The sequence below is a fragment of the Terriglobia bacterium genome (assembly GCA_020072815.1).
Classification (GTDB): domain Bacteria; phylum Acidobacteriota; class Terriglobia; order Terriglobales; family Acidobacteriaceae; genus Angelobacter.
In genome coordinates this window covers 58,136-76,643 of record JAIQGE010000014.1, presented here as the reverse complement: position 1 = coordinate 76,643, position 18,508 = coordinate 58,136, and the positions used below count along the sequence as shown (strand labels likewise).

Genomic DNA, 18,508 nt, shown 5'->3' with positions numbered 1-18,508 from the left:
CACCTTTCCTCGATATTCAATTTTGAACTTATTATGGATGAACCATCCGGCTGCAGCGATGCCGCCGGCGGTCAATCATCCGACGAACGCCAGTTCCAGCAAAGTCTTCTGTTCCAGCTCATGCGCCGTGTGCGATCCGGTGCTGGGACTGGACGAAGCCGAGCGTTTTACAGAACGCAACGGCTGACCGCGCGTGAGCCGTTCCAGCCTCGGAACCAGGAAATTCAGAGCGCCCTGGTTGGCCGGCTCCTCCTGCACCCAGAAAAACTCGCGCGCACTGGGATACAGGGCCAGCGCGGCTTCCAGATCACTTTCCGGAAAAGGATAAATCTGTTCGAGCGCAACGATGGCGGTGCGCTTTTCGCCCCGGCGCTGGCGTTCGCGGCGCAATTCATGAACGATCTTGCCCGAACACAGAATGATACGCTCCGCTCCGGTGTTTTCCCGGTCAGGCACCACCGTCTGGAAATTTCCGCCGGTAAGCTCGCTCAGCGGGCTGGCGGCATCAGGATGGCGCAGCATGCCCTTGGGCGTAAACACCATGAGCGGCTTGCGCCATGTGCGCAGGGCCTGGCGGCGGAGCAGATGAAAGTATTGCGCGGCGGTGGACGGCTGGCAGACCTGGATATTGTCTTTGGCCGCCAGTTGCAGGTAGCGCTCAATACGTCCGCTGGAATGCTCCGGGCCCTGGCCTTCATAACCGTGAGGCAGCAGCATGACCAGGCCGGAAAGCAGTCCCCACTTGTCTTCGCCGGCGACGATGAACTGGTCAATGATGATCTGCGCGCCGTTGGCAAAATCGCCGAACTGGGCTTCCCAAACCGTGAGGCCGTCGGGACAGTCGCGGCTGAAGCCGTATTCAAAGCCCAGCACCGCGGCTTCGGAAAGAATCGAGTTGTACGCCTCAAACCACGCCTGGTTGGGCGAGAGGTGGCACAGGGGCACGTACTCCTGCTCGTTTTCCGTATCCACCAGCAAGGAGTGGCGGTGGTTGAAGGTGCCGCGGCGCACGTCCTGGCCGCTCAAGCGGACTGAAATGCCTTCCAGCAGCAGCGAGCCAAAGGCCAGCGCCTCCGCCATGCCGTAATCCAGCGGCAGCTTGCCGTTGCCCATCTTCTCCCGCTGCTCCAGCAGCTTCTTCACCTTGGGATGGATGGCAAACCCCTCAGGGTATGTCGTGAGCCTGGCGGTGATCTGGTGGAGCGTGTCTTCGCTCACGGCTGTGGGAACTTCAAAGTCCTTGCGGTAGCGCCCGCCGACGTACTTGTCCCAATACTCCGGCAGCTTGCGCAGCACCGGCGACTTCTGCATGGCGGCCGCGGCGTCATACGCCGCGTCAATCCGCTGCCGGAAGCTGGATATGGCTGCAGCAAGATCAATGCTGTGTTGTTCCGCATAAATCTCAAACAGCGGACGGTGGGCATTGATTATTTTGTAGAGCAGCGGCTGGGTGATGGTGGGGTCGTCCACTTCGCTGTGACCGTGGCGGCGATAGCCGATCATGTCTATCACCACGTCACTGCCGAAGCGGTAGCGATACTCGACGGCCATCTTCGCCACGCGCAGCACAGCCTCTGGGTCTTCCGCATTCACGTGGAAGATGGGAATCGGCTGGCGTTTAGCGAGGTCCGAGGAAAACCGCGACATATGCAGTTCCTTGGGCGTGGTGGTGAACCCGATCAGGTTGTTCACGATCACGTGGATGCATCCGCCTACGTTGAAACCTTTGAGCCCGGAAAAATTCAGGGTCTCCGCCCAGATGCCCTGGCCGGCGAAAGCTGCGTCGCCATGCAGGATCACGGGCAGGATCTCCTTGGCGCCGTTGGGGCCGGCATGCTTCTGTTTGGCCAGCGTCCGGCCCAAAGCGACCGGATCAACCGCTTCCAGATGGCTGGGATTGGAAACGAGATGCATGCGGAGCGACTTTCCGTTCCTGGTTTCAAAGGAGCCGGTGGCGCCTTTGTGATATTTCACGTCGCCGCCGCCCAGCACGGAGCGCGGATCAACATCTTCAAATCCGGCAAAGACGTTTTCCGGCGCAATACCCACTACCAGGCTCATCACCGTGAGCCGTCCGCGATGGCTCATGGCCAGCACGGAATGCGTTGCGCCTAGCTCGGCCGCGGTTTCCAGGACGGTGTCCAACAGCGGGATCTGCGCCGTGGCGCCTTCGCCTGAATAGCGCTTGGTGCCCAGATAGCGCGTCTGCAGAATCTGCTCGAACAGGTCGGCTTGCATCAGGCGCTCAGCCAGCCAACGGCGATCAACATTCTGCGACGCCGGATTTTCCATCTGCTCCTGCACCCACTCGCGGCGGTCGCGCTGGGGCATATGCATGAAGTCGGCGCCGATGGTGGCGCAGTAGATGCGGCGCGCTTCGTCGGCCGCCGGTCCTTGAAGATTGCGGATTTCCGGGTAGCCGTCGGCAATCGGCCCGCCGAAGGGGTTCAGGCTGGCATCCATATATCCCCAGCGGCGGAAGGCGTCGAATACACGTTCGCGGTCAGCAGGCTGGGAAGGAGATTGCTGGTCGGTACTGGGCAATGCAGGGCTATGCAAACTCATCTTTTCTGATTTCAAACCTTGGCGATTCAGGACGCACAGAACACTCTGGGGACAACTCAACGTCCGTAGCTATTCAGGATAACACCGTAGAGCGCAGGCACGCCGCCCAAGGCAAAAGGGTAGTGGGTCATTTGCTCAAACTCTGGCCAGGGAGCTGACCGGCGGATGAAAGCCCGTGCAGCCGATGGCGGCTGTGCCACACGAGCCCAGGCTCATTTGCGCGGAAGGGCGACGAGATAGGCCACGACGTCGGAAAGCGGCTCAGAACCAACGCAGTCAGCGTTTGGGCAGTTTTCAGGTGGAAGGCCGCCGCAAAAGTTCTGCTGTTTGATGATGCTCCGAATGGACAGATCTATGATGCTTACCTTGTAGCACTGGCGATTTGCAGGTCCCATATTCTTGCCCGTGTCAGGGCCACTGCGGGGGGCGTAGTACCCCCGATAAGCAGCATAGAATTCTCTGATCACGACGGTACCCACATTCTCCGGACGGGCGGCCCGTAAATCGGCGGGCAATGCTTCTTGCAGCTCGAAATCTTCGTGCGACGTGTCGCTGGCGTTGATCGCCACTACCTTCCCCCGCAGATACGGATTGCGCACGTCCTGCCGCGCGGTAATCGTCCGGTATTGCTCGCATTTGCCGTAAAAGGGGTCAGTGGCTCTTTTGTATAGATGGGCTACGTTTCCTAGCAGAAAAAATCCTCCGACGACCCCCACCGTGGCGACCAGAGGCCCCCAACCCCACTTCCCGTCGTTCTTGGAGTAGACCGGCACCCGCCACCTCCTGACGCGCCGATGGATGGTACCGGGCAAGGCCGATTCAGGCAATCGCTTTTATGGGTCTTTGCCCCAAAAAACAAGCGTCCTGCGAAGTGAATCGCAGGACGCCAGGCAGCCCTCCCCCAGAACTGCCTTACCACCGAGGGAGAGTCTAGTACTGTACTGTCCCCTCGTCCACGTCACTTTAGTAACATAGGAGCTGCCCGGACTGGCAGCGTTTCCTGAAGACCCTAAGATGACGCTGCGACGGAATTATCTCCCTGCGCTTCAAGAGCTTAGAAGAGAGTTGAACCTTAGGAGTGCGCGATTTCATCCAATGTTTGCTAGGATGGTAGCGCACAATTAGTTCCGTCATCCCATAGGGGCGAATCCAAAACAAGGGTAGGAGTTTTCATGGCAACGCAAGGCATTCTGGAAGTGACAGATGGCAATTTTGATCAAATGGTCCTCAAGAGCGAGCAGCCAGTGATGGTTGATTTCTGGGCCACGTGGTGCGGCCCGTGCAAAGCGCTGGCGCCTATCGTGGACGAAGTGGCATCCGCGTATCAAGGCAAGGTGAAGGTCGGCAAAATGGACGTGGACTCCAGTCCAGTGACCCCGCAGCGCTACGGCGTGCGCGGCATTCCCACGCTGTTGATCTTCAAGAACGGCCAGGTACAGGAGCAGATTGTGGGCTGGGTCAACCGGGAAACCATTGAGAAAGCCCTCAACAAGCACGTCACCCAGTAAGACTGTTTTCGGGGTTCCAATGCGAGGCCCAGATAACTGGGCCTCTTGCTCTTTTGAGACGTTGCACACCAGTGCACGTCATGCTCAAGACGGTCGCAGTCTTCTCCGATGCCATTGTTGAGCGTTAGGCCACTTCACAACAACCAAGGCTTTTCTCTTCCGCAGTACAACCAAACTGTAAACAAGTGTATTCTTAGTGACATAAGAGAAAACTGCGCGTGGTTTAGCTTTGCAGACCATGGGCTTAGCGTCTTTACATTTCTTTATTTTGAGCTTGGAAAAATCCTCTGGGCGGGTATAATTCACACCCAAGCCAGCAAACTTTAAGAGTGGATTCATTCAAGTATAGGGTGACTGGGAGTTCGCCGCACGCAGCGAACCAGTCATGGATGCAAGTCCATTGGGGCAGAAAAATCCTGTCTCGGTTCTACCGGAAAAACGAAAACCATCTATGTGCGGCATTCTCGGGTACTCCCATGTTTCCAAGCGTCTCCCGCGCGGCGTGCTGAGCGACGCGCTGGACGCGCTCGTCCATCGTGGGCCTGACCATCAGGGCCATTTCACTTGCGAAGCCATCTCTCTGGGCGCCACACGCCTGCGTATTCTGGACCTGGCCGGCGGCGACCAGCCCTTGATCAGCCCGGACGGCAACGTGGTTGTGGTCTTCAACGGCGAAATCTTCAACCACGATGAAATCCGCCGCGAGTTGGAGGGCTTCGGGGTAAAGTTTGAAACGCGTTGCGACACCGAGGTCGTTCTCCACGCCTTCCTGCATTGGGGCACCGAATGTTTTGCCCGGTTGCGTGGCATGTTCGGCATCGCCGTCTGGGTGCAGTCCGAGAAGCGGCTGATCCTGGCGCGCGACCGCGTGGGCATCAAGCCGCTGTACTACTGCCTGCATGACGGCGAAATCCATTTTGCTTCCGAATTGAAATGTCTCTTCGCGCATCCGGAAATCCCCCGCAAGATCTGCCTGACCGGCTTGAACTGTTTCCTCAGCCTGAACTACGTGCCCGCGCCGTACACGCTGGTGGAAGGCATCCACAAACTGCTCCCCGGACACATGCTGGAGTGGCATGGCGGCCGCATGCAAGTGCGGTCTTACCTGCCGAAAACCGCCGAACAGCCCCCACCGCAATCGCTGGACGAAGCGACCGAACAGCTCGACGACCTGCTCATCAAGTCCGTCCGCGAGCAACTGATTTCTGATGTTCCCGTCGGCATCTGGCTGAGCGGTGGCCTGGATTCTTCCACCATCCTGCGTTACGCCGCGCATACCGGCGCCAGCAACCTGCGCACCTTCTCCATGACGTTCAAAGGCCGCTCTTTTGATGAGAGCGAGTCCATCGGCGAGATCACCCGCCATTTCGGCACAGTGCATGAAGAGCTGAACCTGGACGAAACTGCAGACCTGGAAGACGCCATCCGCAAAATGGCGTACTACTCTGACGAGCCCAGTGCCGACGCCGGCGCGCTGCCCGCATGGTTCCTGGCGGAGATGACCACACGCCAAGTCACGGTGATTCTGACCGGCGAAGGCGCCGACGAGCTTTTCGCCGGCTATCTCACCTACAAAGCCGATCGCTATGCCGCCTGGGCCCGCCGCTTCCCCGCCGGTCTGCGCCACGCGGCGCTGGCCTGCGCCAATCGCCTGCCGGTGTCCGACGACAAGATCAGTTTCGAATACAAGCTCAAGCGGTTCCTGCAAGGTTCTTTGCTCACGCCGGAACAGGCCCACGTTTTCTGGAACGGGACGTTTACCGAAGACGAGAAGCAGCAATTCTTCCACTTTGCCGATTCCGGTCCCATGGCCCACCTGCTTTCCGGGATGCCGGCCGGCAACGGGCTTGAGCGGTTCCTGAATTTTGACCAACGCTACTACCTGGCCGACGACATTCTCTACAAAGTGGACCGCATGACCATGGCCCACTCGCTGGAAGCGCGGCCGCCATTTCTTGATCCGCGCATCGTGGACTTTGCCGCGCGCCTGCCCGAACGCTTCAAGCTCCACGGCTCAAAATCCAAATATGTCCTGCGCAGATTGATGCAGGACAAACTGCCGCCCAACGTGATGCGCCGGCCCAAGATCGGCTTTGACATTCCGGTGCATGACTGGTTCCGCGGCGTGCTGCGTCCGCTGCTGGAAGAAACACTCTCAGAAGAAGCGGTGCGCGCGAGCGGCCTGTTCCGCTGGAGCGCCGTGGAGCGCATGGTCCATGACCACCTTGAGCGCAAGGCCAACTTGGGATATCACTTATGGGGACTGATGGTGCTGTTTCTGTGGATGAAAGAGTGGAAGATCGAAGCGCCGGAGCAGGACCTGCTGGAAGCGGACGCCGTAGCGCCAGTCCTCGATCAGGTTGGATCGTTGTAGCCGCTGCCAGTCTGGTCTTCCTGCTCAACATCCTAAGCCCTCCGCGCCTGATGGACGACGTGGACGCCGTGCAGGCGCAAATCGCCCGCAACATGCTGGAGTCCGGCGACTGGGTCACCGCCCGGCTGGACGGCGTCGCCTACCTGGAAAAAGCTCCCCTGGTTTACTGGACCATGGCAGCGTCCTACCGCGTGTTTGGCGTGCGCGATTGGGCCGCGCGATTGCCGCTGGCTTTGGCCGTGGTTCTTCTCTGCTTTGTCACTTACCGCTTTGCACGCTGGGCGTTTGGCGACGACGGGGGCCTTTACGCCGGCGTGGCGCTGGCCACGTGCGTCGGGCTTTATCTCTTTACCCGCATCCTGATTCCTGACGCCATGGTCACGCTGACCATCACCGGCGCCGTCTGGGCCTGGCTGCGTCTTCTGGAACCGGATGGAGATTCGGATGACGCGCATCCGCGGCGCTGGGCGTTGATCATGGGAGTTTGCTTTGGCCTGGGCCTGCTGCTCAAAGGCTTGATCGCCATTGTGTTTCCCATTCTCGCCGGACTGGCGTTCATGGCCGTCACGCGGCAACTCCTCCGTTTCGAAGCCTGGCGGAAGCTCCGCGTGCTCACGGTGATCGGCGTGGCGCTGGTCATCGCCGTCCCGTGGCATGTGCTGGCCATGCGCGCCAACCCGCCGTACTTTGCGTTTTCCATGCACAGCGGCCCGGGCGAGTATCGCGGCTTCTTCTGGTTTTATTTCTTCAACGAACATCTGCTGCGCTTCCTCAACCTGCGCTACCCGCGCGACTACAACACCGTCCCGCGACTGTGGTTCTGGCTGTTCAACCTGGCCTGGCTATTTCCCTGGTCGGTGTATCTGCCGGGCACGCTGAAACTGGAGTATCGGCAGAATTCGCGCGCAGCGCGCGCACGCCTGATGGCCGTCTGCTGGATCGCCGTAGTGATGCTCTTCTTCACTTTCTCCACCACGCAGGAGTATTACTCCATGCCGATTTATCCGGCGGTGGCGCTGTTGATCGGCTCGGCGCTGGCGTCGGGGAAGTCGGGCCTGTCTGAAACAGGGCTGGCCGATAAGAGCTCGGCTGAAAAAAGCTTGTCCCCAAAAAGCCCTTCTAAAAAAAGCCTGACAGAAAAACTCCTCCGCGCTGGGACGTGGACGCTTTTCTCGGTGGCCACGCTGGCCTTCGCCGCGATCTGCCTGGTGCTGGTGAAAGTCTGGAGTCTTCCCACGCCGGGAGACATCTCGCAAGCCCTCAGCCAGCACCCCGAGCTGTACACACTGTCCCTCGGCCACATGGGCGACCTCACGCTGAACTCGTTCGCTTACCTCAAGCTGCCGCTCGTGCTGGCGGCGGTTGCCTTCGGCGGAATTGCCTTGGCGTTGGTGCTGGCCCGCAACAACACTCGCGTTACGGTCCTGGCCATATGCGCGGGGATGGTCCTCTTCTTTCAAGCAGCGCGCGTCGCGCTGGTGAGGTTTGATCCTTATTTGGGATCGTACGCGCTGGCCACAAGCTTGAAACAAAGCCCGCCGGGACAATTGATCGAAGCCGACGCCTACTACGCTTTCTCGTCCGTCTTCTTCTATACCAACCGCTCGGCGTTATTGCTGAACGGCCGCGTAAATAACCTGGAGTACGGGTCTTACGCTCCAGGCGCGCCGCAAGTATTCATTGACGACCAGAAGTTTGCGGCGCTGTGGAATGAGCCGGGCCGCTGCTACCTGCTGATCTATGGCTCGGAGCTGCCTCGCCTGGAAGCGCTCGTGGGCAAGCCGAACCTGCACGTGGTGAAAGAGAATGGCGGGAATTTTCTGCTGACCAACCACAAGCTTCCGTAATTTCCTTTGCGACCTCTGCGTCCTCTGCGGTGAGATTCTGGGTTTGGGGGGGGCCACCTCTCCGAGTAATGGCCAAATTTAAGATTGGCATCGCGCAGAACTTACACCGCTTGCCCAGCACAAAACCCTGACGCCCAAGCCCACTGAAAATTGAAGCCGCCCAGGTGTCCGGTGACGTCCACCACTTCGCCGATGAAGAACAGTCCCGGCACGTTGCGGCTCTCCATGGTTTGCGCCGAGAGTTCGTTGGTGTCCACGCCGCCGGCGGTGACTTCAGCCTTGGCGTAGCCTTCCGTGCCTTCCGGGACCACCTGCCAGTGGTGCGTCTTGCGCTCAAGCTCGGTGATGCCGTGGTTCGTCCAAGTCTTCATCTGGTTCTGGGTCGCGTGCAGGTCCAGCCAGCGGTCGGCCAGGCGCTGCGGCAACACCGTACGCAACGCGGCCTTGGCGGCGTTCAAATCGCGGCGGGCGTTGGCCCGGAGCAGATCGCGGTACGTGTCGCCTCCAGGCGCTAAATCAATAGAAATCTCTAGCGCGGTTTTCCAATAAGACGAAATCTGCAAAATCGCCGGGCCGCTCAGCCCGCGATGGGTAATCAGCATCTTCTCGCGAAAGCTCTGCCGCCCGATAGAAGCAATCACCTCAGCGGACACGCCCGAGAGATCGCAATAATTGCGGCGGTCTTTCTCGGTGAAAACCAAAGGCACCAAGGCCGGCCGCGTCGGCACGATCTTGAGTCCAAAGTGCCGCGCCAGGTCGTAACCGAAAGCCGTCGCGCCCATCTTGGGGATGGACAGGCCGCCGGTGGCCACCACCAGCGCGGACCCGCGGAATTCGGCGTCGCCGGCATGGACGGTAAATCCTGCGCCGTCGCGCTCAACGCCTTCCACCTTGATATGGGTGAAGATCTTCACCCCGGCGGACCGGCATTCCGCTTCCAGCATGCTCAGGATGTCATGGGCGGAGTGGTCGCAGAAAAGCTGGCCCAGCGTTTTTTCGTGGAATTGAATGCGGTGCTTCTTCACCAGGGCGATGAAGTCGGCTGGCGTGTAACGGGCCAGCGCCGACTTGGCAAAATGCGGGTTCTCCGAAAGAAAGTTCTCCGGACGGCAATGCAGATTAGCAAAGTTGCAGCGCCCACCGCCGGAGATAAGGACCTTCTTGCCGATGCGCTCCGCGCGCTCCAGCACGGCCACACGCCGGCGGCGTTTGCCGGCTTCGATGGCGCACATGAGCCCCGCGGCACCGGCGCCGAGAATGATGACGTCAAAATCCTGTCGCATATGGAAAAAAAGGCATTGGGGAAAATAGAAGCGGTCCGCAGCTTTCTCCGCCCAGCTTTCGCGGACATTCTTCCGGTAGCCTACACTATTAGCGGAACTCAGCCAGTGCGGCGCCAACCCCAGCACACGAAACGCAAGCACGCCGGACTACTGCCGACCCGGCGCTTTCTTATGGTGACCGCGCTTGCGGCGATCATGTTTGCCGTGGCCGTCATCGTCACACCAACGCCTGCGCTGCGCGCCCAGGAATCCGTAGAGCAAGTCCGCGCCGCTGCCGAAAAAGGCGACGTGGTGGCGCTCACGCATCTGGGCGATTTCTATCGCATCGGCAACGGCATGTCCCAGGACCACGTCCAGGCCGTCCGCTGCTACCGGCTGGCGGCGGACAAAGGCTATGCGCCCGCGCAGATTAACCTGGGCGCCATGTATCACCTGGGCCTGGGCGTCCCCCGCAATGACGCGGAAGCCGCGCGCTGGTTTGCCGGCCCGGCGCGCCAGGGCCATGACGTGGCCCAGTTCATGCTGGCGCAGCTCTATCGCGACGGCGCGGGCGTCCCGCAGGACCTGCCGGAGGCCGTCCGCTTGTTTGAGTTGGCCGCCAAGCAGGGCATGGGCAGCGCCAAAGAGAGCCTGGGAATCATGTATTACCAGGGCCTAGGCGTCGCCCAGGATTACGGCAAGGCCATGGAGTTGCTGCGTCCGCAGGCGGAGTCCGGCAGTCCGAACGCGCAGTATCACGTGGGATTGATGTACAAGTTGGGCCAGGGCGTGGCGCAGGATTCCAGGAAAGCTGCGGACTGGATGGCCAAAGCCGCCGACTGGGGACTGGTCCCCGCCCAACTGGAATACGCCGCCTTGCTGCGCGACGGCGAAGGCGTCCAGCGGGACGATGCCCAGGCCTACAAATGGTTCACAATTGCGGCTGAGCGCGGCGAAAAAGAGCACAAGGCGAAAGCCCAGGCCGGCCAGGCGCAAGTGCGGAAGCTCCTGAGCGCGGAGCAGGCCTCTGCCATCCAAGCCGACGCGGCAACCTGGCTGGCGCAGCATGGGCGATGACCGCCGAGCAGAAGCCTACCGCGGATTTTCGCGGATGAACGCGGATCAAAGTCAAAGCAGACCAATCGCGAACACTGACACAGGACCGTGAATGGTTTGCGACTGGAATTAGTGCGGCGAACCCTCGCAACTAAGGCTAGAATCGTCCTACAACTACTTCTTGATTCTTGGGATTCGCGGGCATCTGCAACTGGCCGCCTGAAATTGGTCACCCTATGGGCTTGTGGAGCGTACTCTTCGAGATTGTCAAAGCGGTGGCGCCGCATGCCGCGCCGCACGTGACCAAAGCCGTGGTCAACGCGGCCAAGGACCGCATAGGCACGCGAAGCGCCGGAGAGATCGTCGCGCCCAGCAATGAAGACCTGGCCAGCTTGCTGGCGTCGCTGGAACGGCGGGTTACCGCCGCTGAGACCCGCGCCGCCGCCGCCGAACAGGAGCTTGAATCTACACAAAACGAATTTGCCCGCAAGTGGAAAGGCGCCAGCCTGTGGGTGATCGCGCTGCTGGTGTGGAACGCCGTGCTAACCGCGCTGTTGATTTACCTGGCCGTGGTTCGCAGGTAGTGGCGGTCGTCGCTTGCGCCTGAATGCCCGTGGCCGGAGAGCAGGACCTGCACTCCCAAATATCCAATCAGCTGCGGCTGGCCGCTGGCAGGGCCGCTGAAGCTGCGTCCGGCCATGGAGATGAGCACGAAGTTCTTGCTGAGTTTCACCCGGCTGCCAAAGCCGAAAGTGGATTCGTGTTCCGCGCCGCGGATTTCGGCCGTCCGATAGAGTTCCGCCAGAAGCTCCACGCGCGGCGTCAACTGTTGGCCGAAGGCCAGGCCGACGAACCAGTCGTCAGGCCCGACCTGCGCGAAACGATAGCCCACTTCACCGTTCGCGTCCACCGGGCCAATCTTCTTGGTGACTTCCAGGGGAAGCAGGAGCCTCTGTCCGCGGTCCACCAGTCCGCGGTCAAGCGAGTGGGTTGGATTGTTGAATTCGAATTGCGGGTAAGTGGACAGAGAAAACTCGCGCTTCTTGTCCTCATAAAAGCGCCACTTCACTCCCATGAGCGAGTTACCCAGCCCGCTGCGGGTGGCCGCGGAATTGACGCCTTCGATGAGGAAGGGAATCTCAAACTTGAGCTGGATGCGTTCGCCCAGGCCGTAGTTGACGTCCACGATGGGAGCTTCAAACTGGCGCAGGTCAGCACGGCGGTCGGTGGTGAGGCCAATGTTGATTTCCCAGTTGCCGTTGCCGGGAGTGCCGGGATCGTCAGTGCGCAGCGGCGGACCGCCCTGACCGTACGCAGGAACCACGGCCACGATGATCACGAACAACAGCAGTCGCGGTGATAGGCGGCGAACCACGGCTTCATGATAACAATCGCCGACGGGACCGGCGGCTTTAGGGCGAGGCCAACTAGCGTGCCGAGCCCGTTATGTCAGGCGCGTAGTAGTCAAAGAAGGAACGATACTCGCCAGCGGTGTGGAGCGGAGCCCGCTGCAACAGGTCCGAATGGCCCTTGCAGATTCGATACTCGCCCGCGGTGTGTCGCGGCGCAGCAGGATTAAGGGCGAGGCCGACTAGCGTGCCGAGCCCGTTGCTACAAGCGCGTATCAGGCGGCGAAGGAACAACGCTCAGCGGCGGTGTGGAGCGGAGCGACAAGGATATGGTGCCGGGAGGGGGAGTCGAACCCCCAAGACCCGAAGGTCGGCGGATTTTGAGTCCGCTGCGTCTGCCAGTTCCGCCATCCCGGCTCGGTGGGCAGGTGAAAAAGCAGTTTCAGTATCGCACAGCCAGCCAAAATGCTGCCACTCACTCAAGCCCGTGTGGCCCAGCCGCCCTCGGCTGTGTGCTTGGTCCTTTGCTTCGCTTCCGATCAGCGTCATCAGCGTTCATCAGCGGTGTGCTGTTCCGCCTCTGTGTTTCTCTGTGTCCTCTGTGGTAAAGGCCCTACAGCTTGATCCTCTTCATCTTCAGCACTTTCACGCACGCCGACACCACCTGTCCCGGATCGCCGTTGTATTTCACCCGTGACAGGCTGCGAATCAGCTCGTAGGTGCGTTTGTGCAGGCGCAGGCTGATGCGCACCAAGGCCGGCGGTTCCCGGCGCGACTCGGCTTTGGCAGGCGGCGGGTTCTCCATACGGATGAGCATCTCCGTGGCCACCTGCAACGCCCGGCCTTGCGATCCGTAGACCGAGCCCGCCTTCTTGACCTCCTTGGCGGTCTCCACCGAGACGGTGTACTTGGTCACCACCACGCTGGAGGAGTCGTGACTGGCCGTGATTCCCTGTTGCCGTTTCCAATCGCTCATAATGGGGCCGTGAAATGCGTATTTTAGCAAAGCCCGGAGCCGGCCCAACGGCCTTCCGCTGTCCATTTCAAAAACCTAAGGACGCTGATTTCCATGGGCTTTAGCGGAGGAAACCAGCTATGCTCCCTGCTAAATCAGCCCTCGCGCTGAAGTCTTTTGAACGATTGCACGATCAATCCACCTGCAGAAGGAGACAAGCAAATGAAAAGAACCATCATCAAGATCATCGCAGTGGGGTTCCTGGTTTTGGCCTGCACCTCAACAACTGTTTGGGCGGACGGGCCGGTTCCGCTATGCGTCCCTGGCAAGCCTTGCGCTAACAGGTAGGTTGTCCCCGGTGAGTGGCTGGTTTAATCTGGCCACTCACAGACAATGGCAAAAACAGACATCCTTCTGCTGCTCATAGCTTTGGCCCTGAACCTTTGCCTTGGCGTGGTCCTTTTGTGGCGTCGGCTCTTCGCGGAATTCCCTTTCTTCTCCGCCTACATAGCCGCTTTGATAATCGGTGACATCATCAAGCTGGCAGTGCTTCATGACGAGTTCGCGTATTTCTACCTGTTTTGGGCGTTCGAAATCCTCTATACGATCCTGGCCCTGCTGGCCCTACATGAGGCTTTTTCCCGGGTCTTCCGTGCGTTCTTCCAAGTTTATCGCTGGTTCTGGCTGCTCTTCCCCGTCGCGGCCACACTCGTGGGGGCCATCGCCGTCGCCTATACAGTCCGCCACCCTCCGGCGCAAGCCGACCGTGTAATCAGCTTTATTCTCTCCTGCGAAATCGCCATCAACGTGATCCAGGCGGGCATCTTTCTCCTTTTCTTAGGAGTGCAGTGGCTTTTCAATGTCCGCCGCCGGAACTATCCCTGGGGCATTGTGGAAGGCTTCGCCGTGGTGGCTTTGGCGGGGATGGCCTTCGCCCTGCGTTCTGAATTCGGAACAAGATTCGCCCTCCTGGTCAAGTACGGGCCTCCCGTGGCATACATATTGGCCGAGATATTGTGGCTGGATACTTTCCTCCGACCGCCGGACGCCGAGCCGCAGTGGACCCAGGCGATTACTCCGGCGCAGGCCTGGGAAGAGATCCAGCAAACCACGCGAGTGTTGAAAAGCATCCTCGCGGGTCGAAAAAGACGATAGAAGCAGACATTAAAGGTAAGAGATAGAAACAGAGAAAAAGATAGACGATGATCCTTGGTTCGATTCTCGCGCTGCTGCTCGCGGTCCCCATCCTGGTCTACGTCCGGCGCCTGTTCAGCTTCCCCAACCGCAGCGCCGACCAGGTTGCGCCTTACCTGCGCAACGCCGGCCTGGCGGAGATGGAAAGCCTGCTCGACCCCCGCGACGAAGAGCACATGGAGCTGGCCCTGGGCCCAGCGCAATTCGGCAAAGCGCAGCTCAACCGCATACGCCTGTTGCGGGAAAAGCTGGGCTGCTGCATGCACAACGCCGCCATCCTGCAGGAGTGGGCCGGCTACGAGATGCGGCGCTCGCGCCACACCTTGGATGGCGACGTCCATGAGGCGGCCGAAACGCTGTTCCGGCATTGCGCGGAATTCCGCATTGCGGGTTTTTGGATCCAACTGCAATTGGACCTGTGGTACCTGCAACTGATGATGCTGCCCGGCGCCCGGGCCCCGTGGATCTCGCGCCTGCGCCGGATTGACTCCTTCGATCTGCTGGAGTGCTACGAGCAGATCCGCCAGGCCGCGGCCCAACTGGCGCTGGCCTGCGGCGGCGATTGCCCCCAAAAGCTGGCTGAAACCCTGTAAGCGACCCCTCCCAATTTACGTTTTCCGGACAAGCTGCCGCCCGGTGACCCGTTGGCCTCTGTTTTGTGTTGGCATGATGGCGTGTACTTTTATCTTGACATGATGGCGTGGACAATGTAGTTTGAGCGGCGGACTGACCTCCATCGGGGCAGAGGGAGCCAGGGCGGGCCGTACACCCCACGAAGCACGCGGCCCGCATCTCCATCCGTCCCATTGATGTTTGTTAGAGCTTTCTAATTGAGCGAATCCCGCTGACATCGACTGAGTAGACTGCGCTCTCCGGGGCCGTAATCACGAGTACGGCCCCGGTTTTTTGCGCCTCACTCGGCCAACGCGGGAAAGTCAACGCGGGAAGCCCAGCCACCGCCCATGGGCTGCAGGAGAAACTGTGCTTTACTACGTCGCGTGCTGGATTGCATCCCAGGGCCTGCAACGCTGCGGGCACCGGCATGAGAGCATCGCCCAGGCCATGGCCTGCATGACCACCGAGGGCAGCTTCCTGCGGGCGGTTGACCGGGGAACAGAACGGTCGTTGGACGAAGACGAGATGCGGACCTTCCTCATCGAACTGGGCAAGGGACATCTGAAGATCAAGGGGCCGGGCAGAAAACCGGAAACCTAGTTCAAACTTCGGCGCGCGATAGACGCCATGAAAATTGCACACCGCCGGCTGGTTTGCCGTCCTCCGATCATTCTGCGCCGTTGCATCGTTCCGCGGTTGCCCCGCAATACTTTCAGCGATGGACCAAAACCGGCACCTTGGAGTGCGTGAGCACCTTGACGGTCTCGCTGCCCAGCACCAGCGCCGAGACACCGCGGCGGCCGTGCGAAGCCATCACCACCAGGTCGCAGCCTTTTTGCTTGGCCGTATCAATAATGGCCTGGTAGGGATGCTCGTGTTCCAGTTGCACGGTGTCGCAGGCCACCCCGGCGGCTTTTGCCGCGTTGGCGGCGGCGGCCAGGGTCTTCACCGCTTTCTCCTTCATCTGCTGGTTGTATTGCGGCAGCGTATCTTCGAGCATCGCCGAGTCGAAGGAAAAAGTATGGAATGGCGCCCAGGTTGTGAGCACGGTAATCTTCGCGCCCATCGCTTTGGCCATGGCGATACCGTCCTGGATCGCTGTTCCGGACAGCGCCGAGCCGTCTGTTGGAATTAGGATGTTCTTGTACATTGCTCTCGTCCTCCTTCGGCCGACGTCTTTCGCCGGTTGGCGCCGGCAGGAATGCGGCCTCTTCTTAACAGCGGGACTTATCTGGCCTGAAATGAAATGAGCGGTAAGAATTGAAGAGGTAAGAATTGAGCCAGAGTTCTCAACATCCATCATTGATGTTTTTGACCTTCCAAGGATGTGACGGCCATCATCCATGCGCGTGATCTGTGCCGGGCTCGAAACCGCGGTATCTGCTGCCGCGATTTATTCCATGGCCAGCAATATGATTCCACAGGTCACCACCGCGCCGGCAATCCAGCGCCGCCGGTCAACATGCTCCCTCAGAAAAAACTTGGCGCCAATCAGGGTGGACAGAAAAGTCAGCGAGGAGGACGCCGGAATCACAATGCTGAGATCAATCAGTGAAAGGGCGACCAGCAAGCTGAAAAAACTGGCCGTCATGCAAAGCATCGCGCCATAAAAAGACATCTTGGACAGGACGGCGCGGACTACGCCGAAGAACCCTGACTGTTTGCGGAGCAAATCCACGTCGCCGACCTGGCGCATGGCGCGGGCCATCAACAAATCTCCAAAGGTGGTGAAGGCCACCAGCAAAACAATAAACAGGAAGTCGGCCAGATGGTGGTAAGCGCTCATGGCTTGCTCCCTCCGGACGCGGCGCCGGCCGGCTCACCGGTTGGTTCATCGGACACCGTGAGCGATGGGCCGCGTCCCACAAAGCTCACGCCAAAGGTGATGAGCAGGATTCCCGTCCAGCGGGTGAACGGAATGTGCTCGTGCAGCATGAACTTTGCCAGCAGCGCCGTGAGCACGTTGCCGAACGCCGTAATCAGCATGATGTAAGACAAATCCGCCCAGGAAAGCGCCGAGAGGTACGAGGCAAAGAAGGCGATCAGCAGCAGGGTCCCCAGAACGACCCAGGGGTTGGTGATGGCCAGCGTGAGATCGCGCCAGTTCGACATGGTGATGTGGCCGATCTGCTTCATGCCGCGGGAAAGAAAAACGTCACCCAGAGTGCTGCCCAGCACAACCACCAGAAGGACCAGGTAGCGCCGGGCATTCATGGTGTTGACGTGGCGTGTATTATTCATGGCTTCCTTTTTACAGGACTTTTACCGTGATCTTTAGCCAATTTAGGCGTCTTTTGAGATGATAGAGGAGCAACAGCGTCTTCCCCGCCCGCCGATTAGGCCGGATGAAGAAGTTCAGCAGCAAAAACGGCTTGGAAACTGTGGATTCCCCTGTCCCGCTTGTCCCCCTGGCACGTTTGGGCGGCAAGCAGCAGACAAGGCCGTGCGAAATCGTAAGTCTATCTGAGGAAACTATCTGAGGAGAATGATGCAAGGTGCACATCCAAAGCCGGCGGTAAAGCTTGCCCTCGCGGGGGCGCTGGCCGTAGCAACCCTGACGTGTCCATCGGCGCAGGCCCTTCCTGCCGCTCAATCGCAGGACAATCAGCAGGCCGCCAGCCAGTTGGTTCGCAAAGTCGGTACGCTCAAATCCATGGACGGCCAGAAGCTTGTCCTCAAACCCGACTCCGGTCCCGACGTCAGCGTCACCGTGCAGGAAGGCGCGCGCGTGGTGCGCATGGCGCCCGGACAGACAGACTTGAAGTCCGCTACGCCGATGACCTTGCAGGAAATCCAGGTGGGCGACCGCATGCTGGTGCGCGGTAAACCCGGTGACAACGCAGATTCCATGATCGCCCTGGCGATTGTTGTCATGAAGCAAGGCGACGTCGCCCAAAAGCAGCAGCAGGAGATGCAGGACTGGCAGAAGCGCGGCACCGGCGGCATCGTCACCGCCGTGGACGCCGCAGGGGGCACGGTCACCGTGGACGTGAATCCCACGCTGAAAGTTACGGTGAAGACCTCCAAGGACACTTTGTTCCGCCGCTACGCTCCCAACTCCATCAAGTTCTCTGAGGCGCAGAAGAGCGGGTTCGCTGAGATCAAGTCCGGCGACCAGTTGCGCGCGCGCGGCACGCGCAGCGCGGACGGCAAAGAACTGGCGGCCGACGAAGTGATCTCCGGCACCTTCCGCAACATCGCCGGGACCATCACCGCGATTGACGCGCCCAACAACACCATCACCATCAAAGACATCTTGGGCAAGAAGACGGTTGTGGTGAAGCTGACGGGCGAATCGCAGATGCGCAAACTTCCGGTGCAAATGGCGCAGATGATCGCGTTCTTCTTAAAGTCGCCGGAAGCGGCCCAGGCGGCTGCCGCCTCAGCCGGTGGCAATGCTGCCGGTGGACCGGGCGGCGCGCAAGGCGCACCCGGACAAGCAGGCGGAGGACAGGGCGGTGGTCGTCGCGGGACCCCGGACTTCGGACAGATGGTGAGCCGGCTTCCCGCAGTCACGCTGGCTGACTTGCAAAAAGAAGAAGCGGTGATGATCGTTTCCACTCCGGGTACGGGAAACTCTGAGGTCACGGCGATTACCCTGCTCAGCGGCGTGGAGCCGATCCTGACGGCGTCACCCAGCATTACCGGCGCGGCGCAACTGCTCTCCGGATGGAACCTATCCAGCCCGGGCGGAGAAGGCGGGCCGCAATGAGCGAACCCATTGCATGTCCGCGAGCATTGCGAGCCGCAGCAAACATGCGCAGAAAAACGCAACCCGCAAAT

The 18,508-nt window shown here is 60.1% G+C and carries 17 protein-coding genes and 1 tRNA gene; 9 read left to right on the top strand and 9 right to left on the bottom strand.

Going from position 1 to position 18,508, the window contains the following annotated elements:
- Positions 1–75: 75 nt before the first annotated feature.
- Entirely contained in the window at positions 76–2,565 is a 2,490-nt protein-coding gene (locus tag LAO20_17655; GenBank protein MBZ5533258.1) for a 2-oxoglutarate dehydrogenase E1 component, read from the bottom strand.
- A 212-nt stretch (positions 2,566–2,777) separates the two neighbouring features.
- A complete protein-coding gene (locus tag LAO20_17650; protein ID MBZ5533257.1) occupies positions 2,778–3,338 on the bottom strand; it encodes a hypothetical protein in 561 nt (186 codons plus the stop codon).
- Positions 3,339–3,737: 399 nt separating this feature from the next.
- Here LAO20_17650 and trxA point away from each other — a divergent pair, with 399 nt between their 5' ends.
- From trxA to LAO20_17635, 3 genes are all read left to right on the top strand, one after another.
- Positions 3,738–4,073: a thioredoxin gene (gene trxA, locus LAO20_17645; GenBank protein MBZ5533256.1), complete on the top strand. Its 336-nt coding sequence runs from the start codon at positions 3,738–3,740 to the stop codon at positions 4,071–4,073.
- Between the two features lie 451 nt (positions 4,074–4,524).
- A complete protein-coding gene (gene asnB, locus LAO20_17640; protein MBZ5533255.1) occupies positions 4,525–6,447 on the top strand; it encodes an asparagine synthase (glutamine-hydrolyzing) in 1,923 nt (640 codons plus the stop codon).
- 50 nt (positions 6,448–6,497) lie between these two features.
- Positions 6,498–8,294, top strand: a complete 1,797-nt coding sequence (locus tag LAO20_17635) for a glycosyltransferase family 39 protein (protein ID MBZ5533254.1) — start codon at positions 6,498–6,500, stop codon at positions 8,292–8,294.
- A 101-nt stretch (positions 8,295–8,395) separates the two neighbouring features.
- Here the strand turns inward: LAO20_17635 and LAO20_17630 are convergent, their stop codons facing one another.
- The gene (locus LAO20_17630; GenBank protein MBZ5533253.1) at positions 8,396–9,577 is read right to left on the bottom strand and encodes an NAD(P)/FAD-dependent oxidoreductase; all 1,182 of its coding nucleotides are present in this window, start codon (positions 9,575–9,577) and stop codon (positions 8,396–8,398) included.
- Between the two features lie 171 nt (positions 9,578–9,748).
- Between LAO20_17630 and LAO20_17625 the strand changes: the two genes are divergently transcribed.
- Both LAO20_17625 and LAO20_17620 read left to right on the top strand, forming a co-directional pair.
- On the top strand, positions 9,749–10,633 hold the full coding sequence (locus tag LAO20_17625) for a sel1 repeat family protein (protein MBZ5533252.1): 885 nt from the start codon (positions 9,749–9,751) through the stop codon (positions 10,631–10,633).
- Positions 10,634–10,848: 215 nt separating this feature from the next.
- Positions 10,849–11,196, top strand: coding sequence for a hypothetical protein (locus LAO20_17620; protein MBZ5533251.1), 348 nt, complete (start codon positions 10,849–10,851; stop codon positions 11,194–11,196).
- Here the strand turns inward: LAO20_17620 and LAO20_17615 are convergent.
- The 3 genes from LAO20_17615 to LAO20_17605 form a co-directional block, all read right to left on the bottom strand.
- Positions 11,172–11,987 (bottom strand): hypothetical protein, encoded by an 816-nt coding sequence (locus LAO20_17615; protein MBZ5533250.1) that lies wholly within the window; start codon positions 11,985–11,987, stop codon positions 11,172–11,174. The genes LAO20_17620 and LAO20_17615 overlap by 25 nt on opposite strands.
- 304 nt (positions 11,988–12,291) lie before the next feature.
- A tRNA-Leu gene (locus LAO20_17610) sits at positions 12,292–12,378 on the bottom strand.
- Between the two features lie 196 nt (positions 12,379–12,574).
- Positions 12,575–12,937: a hypothetical protein gene (locus LAO20_17605; protein MBZ5533249.1), complete on the bottom strand. Its 363-nt coding sequence runs from the start codon at positions 12,935–12,937 to the stop codon at positions 12,575–12,577.
- A gap of 372 nt (positions 12,938–13,309) precedes the next feature.
- Between LAO20_17605 and LAO20_17600 the strand changes: the two genes are divergently transcribed.
- The 3 genes from LAO20_17600 (at position 13,310) to LAO20_17590 (ending at position 15,325) form a co-directional block, all read left to right on the top strand.
- Positions 13,310–14,071, top strand: coding sequence for a hypothetical protein (locus LAO20_17600; protein ID MBZ5533248.1), 762 nt, complete (start codon positions 13,310–13,312; stop codon positions 14,069–14,071).
- 47 nt (positions 14,072–14,118) lie between these two features.
- On the top strand, positions 14,119–14,703 hold the full coding sequence (locus LAO20_17595) for a hypothetical protein (protein MBZ5533247.1): 585 nt from the start codon (positions 14,119–14,121) through the stop codon (positions 14,701–14,703).
- 388 nt (positions 14,704–15,091) lie between these two features.
- Positions 15,092–15,325, top strand: coding sequence for a hypothetical protein (locus LAO20_17590; GenBank protein ID MBZ5533246.1), 234 nt, complete (start codon positions 15,092–15,094; stop codon positions 15,323–15,325).
- A gap of 112 nt (positions 15,326–15,437) precedes the next feature.
- Here LAO20_17590 and LAO20_17585 read toward each other — a convergent pair whose 3' ends face one another.
- The 3 genes from LAO20_17585 to LAO20_17575 all read right to left on the bottom strand — a co-directional run bounded on the left by LAO20_17585 (position 15,438) and on the right by LAO20_17575 (position 16,939).
- A complete protein-coding gene (locus LAO20_17585; GenBank protein ID MBZ5533245.1) occupies positions 15,438–15,875 on the bottom strand; it encodes a universal stress protein in 438 nt (145 codons plus the stop codon).
- A gap of 243 nt (positions 15,876–16,118) precedes the next feature.
- A complete protein-coding gene (locus LAO20_17580; protein MBZ5533244.1) occupies positions 16,119–16,511 on the bottom strand; it encodes a hypothetical protein in 393 nt (130 codons plus the stop codon).
- Complete coding sequence (locus LAO20_17575) at positions 16,508–16,939, bottom strand: DMT family transporter (GenBank protein ID MBZ5533243.1); 432 nt, start codon at positions 16,937–16,939, stop codon at positions 16,508–16,510. The genes LAO20_17580 and LAO20_17575 overlap by 4 nt, the downstream gene beginning before the upstream one ends.
- 271 nt (positions 16,940–17,210) lie before the next feature.
- Between LAO20_17575 and LAO20_17570 the strand changes: the two genes are divergently transcribed.
- Positions 17,211–18,437 (top strand): DUF5666 domain-containing protein, encoded by a 1,227-nt coding sequence (locus LAO20_17570; GenBank protein MBZ5533242.1) that lies wholly within the window; start codon positions 17,211–17,213, stop codon positions 18,435–18,437.
- Positions 18,438–18,508: the final 71 nt, after the last annotated feature.